The sequence below is a fragment of the Kitasatospora sp. DSM 101779 genome, assembly GCF_025655475.1.
In the GTDB taxonomy this organism is placed as follows: domain Bacteria; phylum Actinomycetota; class Actinomycetes; order Streptomycetales; family Streptomycetaceae; genus Kitasatospora.
The window spans coordinates 6557059-6571761 of the sequence record NZ_JAHTIK010000001.1; the positions used below are offsets into that span (position 1 = coordinate 6557059).

Sequence of the window (14703 nt, forward strand, 5' to 3'; positions counted from 1 at the left end):
CGGGCCGGGCGTGTGGGAGTGCGGGGGTGGTGGGGCTGCCCCGGGGCGGGCGCGATGGTGCCGGTTCGCGCTGCCGGGAGGGCCCGTCCCGGCGCTGCACGCGCTGGCGGTCGCCCCGGCGGGGAGGATGGAGGGATGCCGTTCACGTTGAGCCATGTTGCGGCGGTGGTGCCCCTGATCGGGCGGGGCGACGGTGGGGTGTGGGTGGCGTCCGGTCTGGTGGCGGGGTCGATGGCGCCCGACGTGCCGTTCTTCGCCGACTCCCTGCTGCCGGGCGTCTACCGGTACGGGGCGATCACGCACCGCTGGTGGGCCGTGCCGACCGTGGACGCGGGGCTCGCGGCGGGGATGGTCGCGGCCTGGCACGGCCTGCTGCGGGAGCCGCTGACCGGGCTGTGGCCGGTGCCGGCGGAGGGGCCGCTGCCGCGGGGTGCCGCCGGGGCCGGTGCGTTCGTGCTGTCGGCGGCGGTCGGGGCGGCGAGCCATGTGCTCTGGGACTCGTTCACCCATCCGGGGCGGGCCGGGGTGCGGGCGTTTCCGGTGCTGGGCCGGCCGGTGGCGGCGGGGCTGCCGCTCTGCACGGTGCTGCAGTACGGGACGTCGCTGCTGGGCCTGGCCGTGCTGCGGGCGCGGGTGCGCCGGGAGCCGCCCGTGCGGGAGCCGGGCCGGGCGGCGGTGGGTCTGGTGGCGGCTGCGGCCGTCGGGGCGGTGCACCGGCTGGCCCGGCGGCAGCGCTCGGTGGTCCCGGAGTTCTGCTTCGGCGCGGGGGCCGGTCTGGCGGTCGGGGCGACGGCGTACGCGGTGCTGTCCGCGGTCCGGGCCCGGGTGCCGTCCGGCGGGACGGCACCCGGGACCGGGTGGCGGTGCGTCAGGCCGAGCGCAGCCGGGCGTAGGCGCGCAGGAAGAGCGCCTCGGTGAGGGCCATCCGCTCCAGTTCCTCGGGGTCGACGCTCTCGTTCACCGCGTGGATCTGGGTGGTCGGCTCCTCCACGCCGATCAGGATGATCTCGGCCTGCGGGTAGAGCGTGCGCAGGGTGTTGCAGAGCGGGATCGAGCCGCCCTCGCCGGAGGTGACCATCGCGCGGCCGAAGGCCTCCTGCATGGCCTCGCCCATCGCCTCGTACGCCGGGCCGGTGGTGTCGGCGCTGAACGCCTCGCCGCCGCTGAGCACCGTGACGGTGGCGTGCGCGCCCCACGGCACCGCAGCCTCCAGGTGGGCGGTCAGCGCCTGCTGGGCGGCCTTGAGCTCCATGCCCGGCGGGATGCGCAGGCTGACCAGGGCCTTGGCGGCGGCCTGGACGGAGGAGGTGGCGCCGATCACCGGCGGGGCGTCGATGCCGAGGACGGTGACCGAGGGGCGGGCCCACAGCCGGTCGGCGACGGTGCCGGTGCCGGTCAGCCCGACGCCGTCCAGGACCTTGGCGTCCGCCCGGAACTGCTCCTCGTCGTACTGCACGCCCGGCCAGACCTGGTCGGCCGTCAGGCCCGCCACAGCGACGTCGCCGTGCTCGTCGTGCAGGGTGCCGAGCAGCCGGACCATGGCCTGCAGGGCGTCCGGGGCGGCGCCGCCGAAGGCACCGGAGTGCAGGTTGCCGCCCAGGGTGGTGAGGGCGACCTCGACCACCGTCATCCCGCGCAGGCTGGCGGTGACGGTGGGCAGGCCGGGCGCGAAGTTGCCGGTGTCGCCGATGACGATCACGTCGGCGGTGAGCAGCTCCGGGTGAGCCTCTGCATAGCGCTCCAGGCCGCCGGTGCCCTGCTCCTCGGAGCCCTCGACGATCACCTTGAGGCCGACCGGCAGGCCGCCGTCGACCGCGCGCAGCGCCCGCAGTGCGGTGAGGTGCATGAGGATGTTGCCCTTGCAGTCGGCGGCGCCGCGGCCGTACCAGCGACCGTCACGCTCCGTCAGCTCGAAGGGCGGGCTGAGCCAGGCGGCCTCGTCCAGCGGCGGCTGGACGTCGTAGTGCGAGTACAGCAGCACGGTCGGGGCGCCGGCCGGGCCGGGGAGCTCGGCGTAGACGGACTGCGTACCGTCCGGGGTGTCCAGCAGCCGCACGCCGGTGAGTCCCTCGGCGGCGAGCGCGTCGGCGACCCAGCGGGCGGCCTTCCGGCACTCCTCGACCGGGAACTGCCGGGGGTCGGCGACGGACGGGAAGGCGACCAGCTCGGCCAGGTCGGCCTTGGCGCGCGGCATCAGGGATCGGACTGCCGCCGCCAGGTGCTGCTGGGTCATCAGGTGTCTCCTGTTGACGAGGTGCGGGTGATTTGTCCGATCATAGGTTGGCGCCTCGCCGTGACCCGCGTCATCCCTGGTCGCGGCGGTGGCGGACGGGTCTAGGATGCGATCGTGACTGACACCGGTAGCTCCCTCGACCCGCACTCCGACGAGCACGAGGCCGTCGGGCACGAGGCCGTTCCCGCGGCCTCCGACCAGACCGCCGTGGACCTGGAGGCCACCGGGCCCGACCCGCTCGGCGGCGTCTGGGACGTGGTCGTGGTCGGCGCAGGCCCGGCCGGCTCCTCGGCCGCGTACGCCGCAGCCGCCCAGGGCCGCCGGGTGCTGCTCCTCGACAAGGCCGAGCACCCCCGCTACAAGACCTGCGGCGGTGGCATCATCGGCCCCTCCCGGGACACCCTCCCGCCGGACTTCAAGCTGCCGCTGCAGGACCGCATCCACGCCGTCACCTTCGCCCTCGGCGGCCGCTTCACCCGGACCCGCCGCTCCAAGCGGATGCTGTTCGGCCTCGTCAACCGCGACGAGTTCGACCTGCGCCTGGTGCAGGCCGCCGAGCAGGCCGGCGCGGTGCTGGTCACCGGCGTCACCGCGACCGGCATCGAGCAGGTGGGCGACCGCCGCACGGTGTTCGTCACCACCGCCGACGGCCGCCGGATCGAGGCCCGCGCGGTGGTCGGCGCCGACGGCTCCGCCAGTCGGATCGGCCGCCACGTCGGGGTCTCCTTCGACCAGATCGACCTCGGCCTGGAGGCGGAGATCCCGGTGCCGGAGGAGGTCTCCCGGGCCTGGGCCGGCCGGATCCACCTCGACTGGGGCCCGCTGCCCGGCTCGTACGGCTGGGTGTTCCCGAAGACCGACTCGGGCACGCTGACCGTCGGCGTCATCTCGGCGCGCGGCGACGGTGAGCGCACCAAGCAGTACCTGGCCGAGTACATCCGGCAGTTGGGCCTCTCCGGGTTCAAGCCGAGCATCGAGTCCGGCCACCTGACGCGCTGCCGTGCCGAGGACTCCCCGCTCTCCCGCGGGCGGGTGCTGGTGGCCGGCGACGCGGCCGGCCTGCTGGAGCCGTGGACCCGCGAGGGCATCTCGTACGCCCTGCGGTCCGGCCGGCTGGCGGGCGAGTGGGCGGTGAAGGTCGCCGAGGCCGAGGGCAACGCGGACGTGCGGCGGCAGGCGCTCAACTACGCCTTCGCGATCAAGGCGGGGCTGGGCGTGGAGATGCGGGCCGGCAAGGTCATGCTCGGCGCGTTCGAGCGCCGTCCGCACCTGTTCCACGCGGCGGTGTGCCTGGTGACCCCCGCGTGGCGGGCCTTCGCCCGGACCACGCAGGGGCACACCACGTTCGCGCAGGTGATGCGGGAGCACCGGGCGGCGCGGAAGCTGGCGGCGGTCGCGGGGCGGTAGCCTCCGGCCGGAGATGCGTGTTCGAGGGGCGCGGGGAGCTGTTGCGGACTCGGGTGGGCCTGACCTTGTGCGGTGGCCCGGTCTCGGGTCGCGCAGTTCCCCGCGCCCCTGTGGGTGTACCCGCCGGTTCCTGCGCCTCTGTGAGTGTTCGCCGGGGGCCTGGCGGTGGTCTGCGGGAGTACCGTGCGGGGCGGTAGGGACTGAGGGGCGCGGGGAGCTGTTGCGGACTCGGGTGGGCCTGACCTCGTGCGGTGGCCCGGTCTCGGGTCGCGCAGTTCCCCGCGCCCCTGTGGGTGTACCCGCCGGTTCCTGCGCCCCTGGCGGCTTCCCTGGGCTGGTGACCGGGCTACTGCTTGAGGCCGGTGTCGAGGGCGGTGATCAGGGCGCCGGACGGGGTGTCGCCGGACATTTCCCAGATCATCGCGCCGAGCAGGCCCTTGGACTTCAGCCAGGCGGTCTTCTTGCCGATCGACCAGGGATCGTCGAAGGTCCACCACTGGCCGCCGGCGCCGGTGTAGCCGTAGGTGGAGACCGACTGCTCGTCGTGGCGGACCGTCAGGTTGGGCACGCTGGTGAGCAGGTTGTTGTACCCGCGGGTGCCGGCCTCTTCGGCGAACTGGCCGGGGGCCGCGCCGCCCGCGGCCTGCCACTCGCCGTTCGCCCCGCCGTCGGTGACGTTCTGCCAGCCGCGGCCGTAGAAGGGCAGGCCGATGGTCAGCTTGCGCGGGTTGACTCCGGCGTCCAGGTAGGTCTGCACGGCCGACTCCACCGAGAAGTGGAAGCCGTACGGGTCCTGGGCGTCGGTGTGGAGGTTGGCCTGGTGGCCGGTGCGGTTCGGTTCCCAGGAGTTGTCGCTGCCGGCGCCGTGGAAGTCGTAGCCCTGCACGTTGGCGATGTCGAGGGACCGGAAGATCTTGGACAGGTCCCAGCCCTGGGCGATCTTGGCGGGGTCGGCGGGGGTGAAGGCGGTGAGCAGCCGGTGCGGGCCGCCGAGGGCGTCCAGCTGGGTGCGGAACTCGGCGAGCAGCGCGGTCAGGTCGGCCTTGTCGTTCGCCGACCAGTGGTTGCCGGCGTGGCCGTCGGGCGAGCCGGGCCACTCCCAGTCGAGGTCGATGCCGTCGAAGATCCCGGCGGCGGTGCCCTGGCCGCCCGCGCCGTTGTAGAGCGGCAGGTTGCCCTTGATCCAGACGTCGATGCAGGAGGAGACGAGCTTCTTGCGGGAGGCGTCGGTGGCGGCCGCGTCCGAGAAGTACTTGGAGTAGGTCCAGCCGCCGAGCGAGACCACCACCTTGAGGTTCGGGTACTTGGCCTTGAGCTTCTTCAGCTGGTTGAGGTTGCCGCGCAGCGGGGCCCAGCCGTCGTCGGCGACCCCGTCGACGGACTGCGCGGCGCTGAACGGGCGGGAGTAGTCGGCGTCCGCGTCGCCCGCGCCGGTGCCCTGGTCCGGGTCCTGCGGGTTGGCGGTGGTGCCCTTGGTGACGCCGGCCAGGCAGGTCAGGTTGACCGGGTCGATGTTCTCGAAGGCGTAGTTGATCACGTCGAGCTTGGCGGCACTGCCCGAGGTGTCGAGGTTCTTCACGAAGTACTGGCGACCGTAGATGCCCCACTGGGTGAAGTAGCCGACCCGGGCGTATGTGCCGGGGCCGACGAGGTCGGCGGTGGTGACGTTCAGCACCGGGGTGGCCGGTGAGGCGTTGTCGGCGGCGTCCCGGGCGCGGACGGTGAAGCCGTAGGCGGTGGCGGGGGAGAGGCCGGCGACGGTGGCGGTGGTGCCGGTGACGGTCTGCGTGAGCACGCCGTCGCGGTACACGTCGTAGGCGGCGACCCGCTGGTTGTCGGTGGCGGCCGTCCAGGCCAGGGCGACGCTGCTGGAGGTGACGGTGGTGCTGTGGAGAGCGGTCGGCGCGGTGGGCGGCACGGTGTCGCTCGCCGGGTCGACCGTCCGGGCGGTCACCGCGGGGCTGAGCGGGCCGGTGGTGCCGCGGGTGTCCTTGGCGCGCACGGTGAGCGTGTACGCGGTCGCCGGGGTGAGGCCGGTCAGGGTGGCCGAGGTGGTGGCCGAGGTGCCGAGCACGGTCGAGCCGTTCAGCACCTCGTAGGAGGCGACCGGGAAGTCCCCGGCGCCGGCGGCGGGCCAGCTCAGGGCGACGGTGTGCGCGGTGGTGTCGGTGACCTGCGGGGTACCGGGCGCGCCGGGCGGGGCGTCGGCGCTGCCGTCGCACTTGTCGCCGTTGATCCGGCAGCCGGTGGGGGTGCCGATCGGGCCGTTGGCGACGAACCAGAAGCTGTACGGCTCGGTGGTGGCGTGCGGCTGCACGGTGCCGTTGTAGTAGGCGTTGACGGCCGTGACGTGCCGGCCGGTGACGGTGGCCTGGCCGTTGTAGCTGCTGGAGACCGTCACCCCGGCGGGCAGGTCGAACTCGAGGGTCCAGCCGGTGACGGCGGTGGCGTTGTCGTTGCGGACGACGAAGGTGCCCTTCCACCAGGAGCCGTTGTCGGCGCTGGTGAAGCTCGCGGTGAGGCGGCCGGCGGCGTGCGCCGGGGCCGCGGCGAGCAGGGCGAGCGGCAGTGCGAGCACGGCGAGCAGGGCGGTGATCCTGGCCCTGGCGCGCCGTGGCGACCGGACGTGCATGGTGGTCTCCCTGTCTGGTGTGGGGGTGCCGTACAGGGGTGCCGGGAAGCCGTCGACGACTGTAGGTGGTATGGACCAATCGGGTCAACAGGGCGGCTGCGCCCATGAGTTGACGATCTGTCGGGAACTGCTGTCGGGAACTAGCGGAGCAGCTCGTCGGCGAGCGGGCTGCGCGCGTACAGCACCACCCGGCCGTGCCGGGCCCGGCTGACCAGGCGGGTCTCGGAGAGCACCGCGAGGTGTTGGCTGACCGCGCCCGGGGTTACGCCGAGCCGCCGGGCCAGCTCGGTGGTGCTGGTCGGCTCGTCCAGCATCGTCAGCAGCCGCGCCTTGGGCACCCCCACCAGCTGCTCCAGGGCCCGCCGGGTGGGCGGCGGCGCGGCCGGGCCGGCCATGGTCCGCTGCCCGCGCGCCGGATAGTTGATCACCGGCGGGTGCTCGTCGCTGATGTTGGTGATGGCGCCACGGGCGAAGAAGGTCGGGGTGAAGACCAGCCCGCGGCCGCCCACCTCGATGTCGGTGTCGCCGTCGCACCAGTCCCGGCGGATCGTCAGCACGCCGTCCTGCCAGAGCAGCCGCGGGTCCAGGTCCTCGAACAGTGCCGCCGCGCCGCGCTCCGCCAGGACCCGGGAGCGGTGCACGATGTCGGCGTGCAGCACCGACCGGGCCCGCGGCCACCACTGCGGCGCCAGGCAGTGCGTCCAGTACGCCTCCAGCGCGTCGGCGATCCGGGCGAGCAGCCCGGCCGGATCGGCCAGCCCGTTCGCCAGCGGCGGCGGCAGCCGCCGGTCGTGCGGCAGGAAGGTGCGTTCCAGCTCCCCGCGCAGCCGTTCCGGCGCGACCGCCCGGACGAGGGCGATCTCGGCCGGGAACTCGGGGAAGGGCGTGCTCGGCCGCGGGGTCAGGAAGTCCGGCACGTAGCGGTTGGAGGCGACCAGCGAGCGGAGCAGCGGTCCGCAGGGCAGCCGCTCGAACGCCGGCCGGATCCCCTCGAAGACCGGCGTCTGGTGGACGTACGCCCCCGGGTGCGTCCACATCCGCAGGCTGAGCACCGTCTCCTGCAGCGGTGAGCAGGCGAAGGAGGCCGCCGCGAGGTCCTCCAGGCCCAGCCGGAAACGGTGCACGTGATCCCCCATTCGTCAGCTCCGGGCTAAATCAATACCGGCGACTGATCCGCATGCGGTGCGATGATGCCATGACCACGACCTCCACGGGGGCGCCTGCCGCGTCCCGGGCATCCTCACGCCTGTTGCACCCCGACCCGACGGTCCGCAGGCTCGCCGTCATCACCCTGGTGAACACGCTCGGCAACGGACTCTTCATGACCCTGGGCGCGCTGTACTTCACCCGGATGCTGGGCCTGCCCGCCGCCCAGGTCGGCATCGGCCTGACCGCGGCAGGGCTCTGCGGCGTCCTGGTCGGCGTGCCGGCCGGCCGCGCCGCGGACCGCTGGGGGACCAAGCCCGTCCTGCTCGCCCTGGTCGGCGCCGAGGCCGTCGGCACCGCCTGCTACCCGCTGGTGTCCGGCTTCACCGCCTTCGTGCTGCTCGCCTGCGCCGTCACCGCCACCGACCGCGGCACCGCGACCGTCCGCAACGCCCTGTACGCCGAGGTCCTGCCGCCCGACCGCCGGGTCGCCGGCCGCGCCTACCTCCGCGTCGTCACCAACGTCGGCATCGGGGTCGGCACCGGAGTCGCCGCGCTCGTCCTCGTCGCGGACACCCGCGGCGCCTACACCGCCGCGATCCTCGCCGACGTCGCCACCTTCGCCGCGGTCCTCGCCATGTACGCCCTGCTGCCCACCCCGCAGGCCGGACCGCGCGGCACCGCGGACGAGCCGGGGCAGCGGACCGGCTCCGCCCTGCGCAACGTGCCCTACCTCGTCGTCGCCGGACTCAGCGGCCTCCTCGGCCTGCAGTTCGCCATGATCGAGGTCGGCGTGCCGCTGTGGATCGTCGACCGCACCGAGGCGCCGCGGGTCCTCGTCGCCTGCACGCTCGTCGTCAACACGATCCTCGTCGTCGCCCTGCAGGTGCGGGCCACCTGCGGCACCGAGGAGCCGGCCGCCGCCGCCCGGATCTTCCGCCGCGGCGGCCTGCTCGTCGCGCTCTCCTGCGCCGCCTTCGCCCTCGCCGGCGGGCTGCCCGCGTGGGGTGCGGTGCTGGTGCTGCTGGCCGGTGCCTCGCTGCAGGCCCTCGGCGAGGTGCTCGGCCAGGCGGCCGGCTGGGCCCTCGGCTACGACCTCGCGGAGGAGGGCGCGCACGGCGAGTACCAGGGCGTCTTCAACACCGGGTTCTCCGCGGCGATGATGCTCGGACCGGTCCTGATCACCACCGCCGTCATCGGCCACGGCGCCCTCGGCTGGGCCGCCCTCGCCGTCCTCTTCGCCGCGGCGAGCGCAGCGATGGTCCCGGCCGTGGCCTGGGCGCTCCGCCGCAAGGCCGCCACGGCAGCAGCAGCCGCCTGAGGAGCTGTGGGCACCCCCGGGTCGGCCGGCGCCGCTCGGGGGTGTACTCGCGGTCACTCAGTGGGGCCGTACGGAGAGAGATGGGCGGTGCAGGCCTGGTCGAGCAGGTCCAGCCGGGTCGCGATGTTCTCACGCGCTGTAGTGGGCAGCGGCATCGTGGCGTAGCTCCGGATCGCCGACACGAGGCGGTCGGGGCCGTCGAGCAGATCACCCAGCTCGAAGAGCTCACTGCGCAGTTCGGCAAGCTCCCGCCCTTCCTCGTCCGGCCACGTACCGACCGCAATGAAGCAGATCGTGTACAGCAGGCGGCCGAGCGTGAACCAGATGAACTCCCCCGAGGTCGCGCGCTGCCGGGCCAGATCGCCGATCGCGCCGACGGCGTCCGAGAACGCGTAGAGGAGCCGGGTCAGTTCCTCCTTGGACTCGGCGGTCCGGATGCGCTGCGTGAGCTCGTGGAGCGGAGCGAGCTCGGCGGCGGAGAAGCCCAAGTTGCCGAGCACGCCGAGGAATTCGGCCAGTCGCGTGTCGGAACTCGCTTCGTCCCCCACGGGGACCATGGTGAGTTTCCAGCCCGCGCTGCAGCCGGCGCGGAAATACAGCAACGGACGGTTGCTCGGCGCCGCCGGCGCGGGCCGGGCCTGGGCAGCCACGGTAGCGGTGGTCGACGGACGGCCTTGCTTCGCCTTCCGCTCGGCCACGGCATCCGTCAGCAACCGCTCCCAGCCTCGATCGAAGGCCACGGTGTGGACCCGCCCGGCATCCTCGTGGAGCCGACGTACTAGCAGCCGGAAGTAGGCGGAGGACCTGGGGCCGGGCACGGACACCGCGGTCAGCCAACTGCTCAGGGTCGCGTCGGAGACGGTGACGGGTGGCTGCTCTCGCTCGCCGATCCTGACGAGCGCCTTCAACGGCGGGCGGCCGGCGGCCTCCCAGAGATCGCGCAGCTCGGTCCAGAATCGCTTGGCCGCTTGCTCGTTGCCCATGATGTGCCCTCGGTTTTCCAGCGACGGTTCCAGCGATCCATACCCCTGGAAAGGTCGTCAGAAAGGCATCGGAGCAGCGGATTTGGTCATGGGCGGCCCCCTCGGCGGTCGCTGGACGCATCGGGACGTGACACAACGGTGCTGTCAGTGATCCAGCACCGCACCACCGGAGGCTTCTCCCATGCCACTCCTGCACGACGTTCTGGCCGGCGGCTCTGCTCTGATCGGATGGGCAGGTGCGGCCTACGCCGCCACCGTCTCGGTCACCGCCCTGGCATCGACCTTCGCGCGGAGTGCTGCGCGGCGCCGCGAGGCGCGAGCCACGCTGGCCGTGCTGCTCCGCCGCTCGGAAGAGCGCTGATGCGGCCGGGCTCGGCCCGGAACCGTGGCGACCGCCGCTTCCCGCCTGTCCCACGTACCGCCTCGTCCCGGCAGCACCGCACCCCCGCTAGCGGACGACCTCGGGGATCGGGCGGGTGTAGGGGCGGTCGGCGGGGGTGACGGCGGTGGTGGGCCCGGCGGCGCGGAGGACGACGTCGAGGACGTGCTCGGGGTCGCAGGCGTAGCCGCCGCTCGCCCAGGCCGGGTTGGCCTCGACCACGGCCCAGGTGCCGTCGGTGAGCCGGCCGACGTCGACAACGGCGGCGCTCGGCAGGCCGCCGGCGGTCAGGGCGTCGGCGGCGAAGGCGAGCACCTCGGGGGCGACCTCCGGGGAGACGGCGAGGTTGCCGTCCACGGCGTACCGGCTCGCCGTCCGCACCTCGCCGTCCAGGACGAACAGCCGGTACTCGGAGGCGAACGCCACCACGTCGCTGATCTGCACGAGGGTGTCGTCGTCGAGGGCGTCCGGGCCGGGAAGTCCGCTGCCGTCCGGGTAGACCCGGGCCGGGAAGAGCTTGTCGACCGGCGGCTTGAGGAAGGCGGGGCGGCGCAGCCGGCGGGCCTCGGCGAGCGTGGTGCACTCCACCCTGCGGCCGAGCAGTTCGGCGGGCAGCGTGGCCAGCCAGTCGGCCGGCGGCTCCAGCGGTGCGACCTCCAGCGCCCCGGCGGCCGCGTCGGCGAACAGCGGCCCGCCGTACAGGTGCGCGGGCCGCAGGCCGGCGAGCTCCTCCGGGACCTCCCAGCGGACGGCGGTGTGCGCCCGCAGCCCTCGGCGGCGGGCGGAGGTGAGCAGTTGCAGACCGGTCTCGTTGATCCGCGGGGCGAGCAGGAGGAGCGTCATGGGTCGTCATGCTGGCGCAGCCGCACCCGCCGCTGCCAGCGGATTTCCCGGGTCGTACTGGCCGACCGGACGGTCGGCGTGCCAGAGTCCTCCCGAGCGTCCGACCCACCCTCAGCCGGAAAGCAGGCCATCCACGATGACCAGCGAGAGCCCTCTCGTCCGCATCACCACCGCCGATGCGGTGACGACCCTCGAACTCGACTCCCCGCACAACCGCAACGCCCTCTCCACCCGCCTGATGGCGGAGCTGGTGAAGGGCCTCACCGAGGCCGCGGCCGACCCGGCCGTCCGGGCGGTGGTGCTCGGCCACACCGGCAAGGTGTTCTGCGCCGGCGCCGACCTCTCCGAGGCCACCGGCAGCGACCCGACGGTGGGCCCGCGCGGCCTGGTGGACATCCAGCGGGCGGTCGTCGACTGCCCCAAGCCGGTGATCGCCGCGATCGACGGGCACGCCCGGGCGGGCGGCCTCGGCCTGCTCGGCGCCGCGGACATCGCGATCGCCGGCCCCGCCTCGACCTTCGCCTTCACCGAGGTACGCCTCGGCCTCGCGCCCGCGGTGATCTCGCTGCCGCTGCGCCCCAAGCTGGACCCGCGGGCCGCCTCCCGCTACTACCTGACCGGTGAGACCTTCGGCCCGGCCGAGGCGGCCCGGATCGGCCTGATCACCGAGGCGACCGAGGACGTCGCCGGCGCGTTGAAGGTGCTGCTGGACGCCGTCCGGCAGGGCTCGCCGCAGGGCCTCGCCGAGTCCAAGCGACTGGCGAACGCGGCCGTGGTGGACTCCTTCGAGCGGGACGCCGACGAGCGGGTCGCGCAGTCCGCGCGGCTGTTCGGCTCGGAGGAGGCGCAGCAGGGCATGCGGGCCTTCCTGGAGCGCCGCCCGGCCCCCTGGGCGCAGTAGCCGGCAGGGGGCCGGTGCGGGGCAGCGCTGCCGTCAGCTCCAGTTGACGGCGGCGCCCGTCCGCCAGAGGTCCAGCAGCGAGCCGTCGCCGGAGACCGTCGCGGCGTCCGCCTCGCGGCGGTTCCACAGGAGCAGGTAGAGGTCGTGCGCGGGGCCGCTGACGGTGCAGTCGGCGGGCCCTGCGCCCGGCACCACCTGCGGCGGCTCCTGACCGACCGTCACCAGCCAGCTCTCCGGCCGGTCGGTGGGCCGGACGGCCAGGGTGCGCGGCGTCCCGCTGCGCAGCCGGGACTTGGGCCGGGGAAGGAAGCCGGTCAGCAGTTCGGCCAGGCCGTCCGCGGCGACGGCCGGGACGACCCGGCGCGCGGCGGTTCCGGCGGCGGCCTCCGCGTCCACCCGGTGCACGGTGGTCTCGTGCAGCTGGCGGCGGGCCCAGAACGCGAGCGGGGAGGGCGCCGGCAGGAAGCTCCAGCACTCCAGGTCGGCGGGGGCGGACCGGAGGACGGCCACCAGGTCGGCGTGCCCGGTGCGGAACCACTCCACCAGGTCCGCGTCGGCGGGCGCCGGGCCCCAGGCCGCCTGCTGGCCGGCCCCGTCCAGCGGCCGGGTCAGGCCGCCCTTGACGTGGGCGGTGGCCCAGCGGTGCACCTGCCCGGTGTGCAGGACCAGGTCGCGCAGCCGCCAGTCCGGGCAGGTCGGAACGGGGGCGTCCAGCGGCGTCCCGGCGGCGGTGTCGGCCAGCAGCGCGCCCTCGTTGCGCAGGACGTCGACGAGCTCGGGAATCTCCATGGGCGCGAGTCTGCCAGGCCCGGCGCGGGCCCGGTGTGATGTTGATCGCCCGGCGCCTCGCCGGGGGCGCCCGCCCGATACGGTGATCGCATGCCGACCGCCCGTACCCTCCTCGCCGCCGCCCGCCTCAGGGGCCGCCGCGCCGCCGGACACGTCGTGCACCGGGCGTGGAAGTGGGTGCAGGAGACGGGGGCGGTCACCAACCGCACCCCCGGCCCGTACCGGTTCGGCGAGCTCGGCGACGGCACCAAGCTGGCCTTCCCGCTCGGCGCGGTCTTCAACGAGCAGTGGATCACCATCGGGCCGTTCTCGATCATCGGCGAGCGGGTCACCATCTCCGCCGGCTTCCTGCCCGGCCTGGACCTCGGCCCCGAGCCGATCGTCAGGATCGGCGGTGGGTGCGTCATCGGCCGCGGCAGCCACATCGTCGGCCACCAGTCGATCGTCCTCGGCGACGACGTGTGGACCGGCCCGAACGTCTACATCACCGACCAGGCGCACGAGTACCGCGACACCGACCTGCCGATCGGCAAGCAGTGGCCGCGCAACGAACCGGTGGAGATCGGTGCGGGTTCGTGGATCGGCACCGGCGCGGTGATCCTGCCCGGCGCCAGGATCGGCCGCAACGTCGTGGTCGCCGCCGGTGCGGTCGTCCGCGGCGACATCCCCGACCACAGCGTGGTCGCCGGTGCGCCCGCCAAGGTCGTCCGCAGCTGGTCGGAGGACGAGGGCTGGCAGCCGCCGCTGCGCCACGACGCGCCGCAGCCGATCCCGGACGGCGTCACCGCCGAGCAGCTGCGCGCCCTGGTCGGCTGGGACCTGCGGATCCCCGGCCAGGCCGGGCCCGCCGACGAGAGCGCCGCCCGCACCGCCGAGTAAGCCCTCCCGGCCGCCCGGCGCTGGCGTTCAGGGGCTGACCGCGAGGACGAGGTAGGCCGCGAGGACCGCCAGGTGCACCGCCCCCTGCAGCGGCGTCGCCCGGCGCGGGATCACGGTGAGGGTCCCGACCGCGACGGTCAGCGCCAGCAGCACCATGTGCGAGGCGCCGAGGCCGAGGACGAGCGGCCCGCTCAGCCAGATCGAGGCCACGGCGACCGCGGGCACGGTCAGCCCGATGGACGCCAGCGAGGAACCGAGCGCCAGGTTGAGGCTGGTCTGCACCCGGTTGCCCGCCGCGGCGCGCAGCGCGGCGATCGTCTCCGGCAGCAGCACCAGCAGCGCGATCACCACACCGACCACCGAGGCCGGCAGGCCCGCGTCGGCGACCGCCGACTCGATGGTGGGGGAGACCCCCTTGGCCAGGCCGACCACCGAGACCAGTGCGATCGCCAGCATGCCGAGGCTGGCCCACGCGGACCGGCGGCTCGGCAGGTCGCCGTGGTCGTCCTCGTCCAGCGGCTCGCCCTCGGCGCTGACCGGCAGGAAGTACTCGCGGTGGCGCAGCGTCTGGGTGGTGACGAACAGTCCGTAGAGGCCGAGCGAGGCGATCCCGGCGAAGGTCAGCTGCGCGGTGTTGAACTGCGGGCCGGGCGTGCTGGTGGTGAAGGTCGGCAGGACCAGGCTGAGGGTGGCGAGCGTGGCGATGGTGGCGAACGCGGCGCCGGTGCCCTCCGCGTTGAAGACCGCGACCCGGTGCTTCAGCGCCGTGAGCAGGATCGACAGGCCCAGCACCCCGTTGCAGGTGATCATGATGGCGGCGAAGACGGTGTCCCGGGCGAGGGTGTCGTTCTTCACCGGGGCGTCCACCATCAGCGTCACGATCAGGGCCACCTCGATGACGGTCACCGCGACCGCCAGCACCAGCGAGCCGAAGGGCTCGCCCACCCGGTGGGCGATCACCTCGGCGTGGTGCACGGCGGCCAGCACGGCCCCGGCCAGGAACAGCGCCACCACGGCGACCAGCGCGCCCGGCAGCGAGCGCCCCCAGGTCAGGACCAGCATCACCAGCGCCAGTACCGGCACCGCGACGGTCCACTGGACGAGGACCCGGCGGATGAGGTCGATCATCCGTCGAGCTTCCCATCCCGGCCGGGCGCCGACCGGGCAGCGGCGCCGGGGTGTCGGGAGTT

General features: G+C 74.1%; 13 protein-coding genes. 6 read left to right on the plus strand and 7 right to left on the minus strand.

Annotated features, from left to right (window positions below; translation table 11 throughout):
- The first annotated feature begins 135 nt into the window (after positions 1-135).
- Positions 136-918, plus strand: a complete 783-nt coding sequence (locus KSNIM_RS29845) for a DUF4184 family protein (RefSeq protein ID WP_263106226.1) — start codon at positions 136-138, stop codon at positions 916-918.
- Here KSNIM_RS29845 and KSNIM_RS29850 read toward each other — a convergent pair.
- Entirely contained in the window at positions 869-2233 is a 1365-nt protein-coding gene (locus KSNIM_RS29850) for a dipeptidase (RefSeq protein ID WP_263106227.1), read from the minus strand. The two genes, KSNIM_RS29845 and KSNIM_RS29850, sit on opposite strands and share 50 nt — an antisense overlap.
- 207 nt (positions 2234-2440) lie before the next feature.
- Between KSNIM_RS29850 and KSNIM_RS29855 the strand changes: the two genes are divergently transcribed.
- Positions 2441-3640: a geranylgeranyl reductase family protein gene (locus KSNIM_RS29855; RefSeq protein ID WP_263108170.1), complete on the plus strand. Its 1200-nt coding sequence runs from the start codon at positions 2441-2443 to the stop codon at positions 3638-3640.
- Positions 3641-3986: 346 nt separating this feature from the next.
- On the opposite strand, the gene KSNIM_RS29860 is transcribed toward KSNIM_RS29855, so the two are convergent.
- On the minus strand, positions 3987-6272 hold the full coding sequence (locus tag KSNIM_RS29860) for a glycosyl hydrolase family 18 protein (RefSeq protein ID WP_263106228.1): 2286 nt from the start codon (positions 6270-6272) through the stop codon (positions 3987-3989).
- Between the two features lie 140 nt (positions 6273-6412).
- Positions 6413-7408, minus strand: coding sequence for an ArsR/SmtB family transcription factor (locus tag KSNIM_RS29865; protein ID WP_263106229.1), 996 nt, complete (start codon positions 7406-7408; stop codon positions 6413-6415).
- A 113-nt stretch (positions 7409-7521) separates the two neighbouring features.
- Between KSNIM_RS29865 and KSNIM_RS29870 the strand changes: the two genes are divergently transcribed.
- Positions 7522-8739, plus strand: coding sequence for an MFS transporter (locus tag KSNIM_RS29870; RefSeq protein WP_263106230.1), 1218 nt, complete (start codon positions 7522-7524; stop codon positions 8737-8739).
- Positions 8740-8792: 53 nt separating this feature from the next.
- Here the strand turns inward: KSNIM_RS29870 and KSNIM_RS29875 are convergent, their stop codons facing one another.
- Positions 8793-9722, minus strand: coding sequence for a hypothetical protein (locus KSNIM_RS29875; RefSeq protein WP_263106231.1), 930 nt, complete (start codon positions 9720-9722; stop codon positions 8793-8795).
- A 181-nt stretch (positions 9723-9903) separates the two neighbouring features.
- Between KSNIM_RS29875 and KSNIM_RS29880 the strand changes: the two genes are divergently transcribed.
- The gene (locus KSNIM_RS29880; protein ID WP_263106233.1) at positions 9904-10083 is read left to right on the plus strand and encodes a hypothetical protein; all 180 of its coding nucleotides are present in this window, start codon (positions 9904-9906) and stop codon (positions 10081-10083) included.
- Between the two features lie 87 nt (positions 10084-10170).
- On the opposite strand, the gene KSNIM_RS29885 is transcribed toward KSNIM_RS29880, so the two are convergent.
- Positions 10171-10944 carry an ATP-grasp domain-containing protein gene (locus tag KSNIM_RS29885; protein ID WP_263106234.1) on the minus strand — a complete coding sequence of 258 codons (774 nt, stop codon included), beginning with the start codon at positions 10942-10944 and terminating at the stop codon, positions 10171-10173.
- 136 nt (positions 10945-11080) lie between these two features.
- On the opposite strand from KSNIM_RS29885, the gene KSNIM_RS29890 reads away from it, so the two are divergent.
- The gene (locus tag KSNIM_RS29890; protein WP_263106235.1) at positions 11081-11845 is read left to right on the plus strand and encodes an enoyl-CoA hydratase family protein; all 765 of its coding nucleotides are present in this window, start codon (positions 11081-11083) and stop codon (positions 11843-11845) included.
- Positions 11846-11878: 33 nt separating this feature from the next.
- On the opposite strand, the gene KSNIM_RS29895 is transcribed toward KSNIM_RS29890, so the two are convergent.
- Positions 11879-12634: a maleylpyruvate isomerase family mycothiol-dependent enzyme gene (locus tag KSNIM_RS29895; protein ID WP_263106236.1), complete on the minus strand. Its 756-nt coding sequence runs from the start codon at positions 12632-12634 to the stop codon at positions 11879-11881.
- 90 nt (positions 12635-12724) lie between these two features.
- On the opposite strand from KSNIM_RS29895, the gene KSNIM_RS29900 reads away from it, so the two are divergent.
- Entirely contained in the window at positions 12725-13513 is a 789-nt protein-coding gene (locus KSNIM_RS29900) for an acyltransferase (protein ID WP_263106237.1), read from the plus strand.
- Positions 13514-13540: 27 nt separating this feature from the next.
- Here KSNIM_RS29900 and KSNIM_RS29905 read toward each other — a convergent pair whose 3' ends face one another.
- Entirely contained in the window at positions 13541-14641 is a 1101-nt protein-coding gene (locus KSNIM_RS29905) for a calcium:proton antiporter (protein WP_263106238.1), read from the minus strand.
- Positions 14642-14703: the final 62 nt, after the last annotated feature.

Coding starts and splice junctions, on each gene's coding strand:
- KSNIM_RS29905 (WP_263106238.1), bottom strand. CDS start 14,641: ATGATCGACCTCATCCGCCGGGTCCTCGTCCAGTGGACCGTCGCGGTG.
- KSNIM_RS29865 (WP_263106229.1), bottom strand. CDS start 7,408: ATGGGGGATCACGTGCACCGTTTCCGGCTGGGCCTGGAGGACCTCGCG.
- KSNIM_RS29875 (WP_263106231.1), bottom strand. CDS start 9,722: ATGGGCAACGAGCAAGCGGCCAAGCGATTCTGGACCGAGCTGCGCGAT.
- KSNIM_RS29850 (WP_263106227.1), bottom strand. CDS start 2,233: ATGACCCAGCAGCACCTGGCGGCGGCAGTCCGATCCCTGATGCCGCGC.
- KSNIM_RS29890 (WP_263106235.1), top strand. CDS start 11,081: ATGACCAGCGAGAGCCCTCTCGTCCGCATCACCACCGCCGATGCGGTG.
- KSNIM_RS29895 (WP_263106236.1), bottom strand. CDS start 12,634: ATGGAGATTCCCGAGCTCGTCGACGTCCTGCGCAACGAGGGCGCGCTG.
- KSNIM_RS29880 (WP_263106233.1), top strand. CDS start 9,904: ATGCCACTCCTGCACGACGTTCTGGCCGGCGGCTCTGCTCTGATCGGA.
- KSNIM_RS29900 (WP_263106237.1), top strand. CDS start 12,725: ATGCCGACCGCCCGTACCCTCCTCGCCGCCGCCCGCCTCAGGGGCCGC.
- KSNIM_RS29845 (WP_263106226.1), top strand. CDS start 136: ATGCCGTTCACGTTGAGCCATGTTGCGGCGGTGGTGCCCCTGATCGGG.
- KSNIM_RS29885 (WP_263106234.1), bottom strand. CDS start 10,944: ATGACGCTCCTCCTGCTCGCCCCGCGGATCAACGAGACCGGTCTGCAA.
- KSNIM_RS29860 (WP_263106228.1), bottom strand. CDS start 6,272: ATGCACGTCCGGTCGCCACGGCGCGCCAGGGCCAGGATCACCGCCCTG.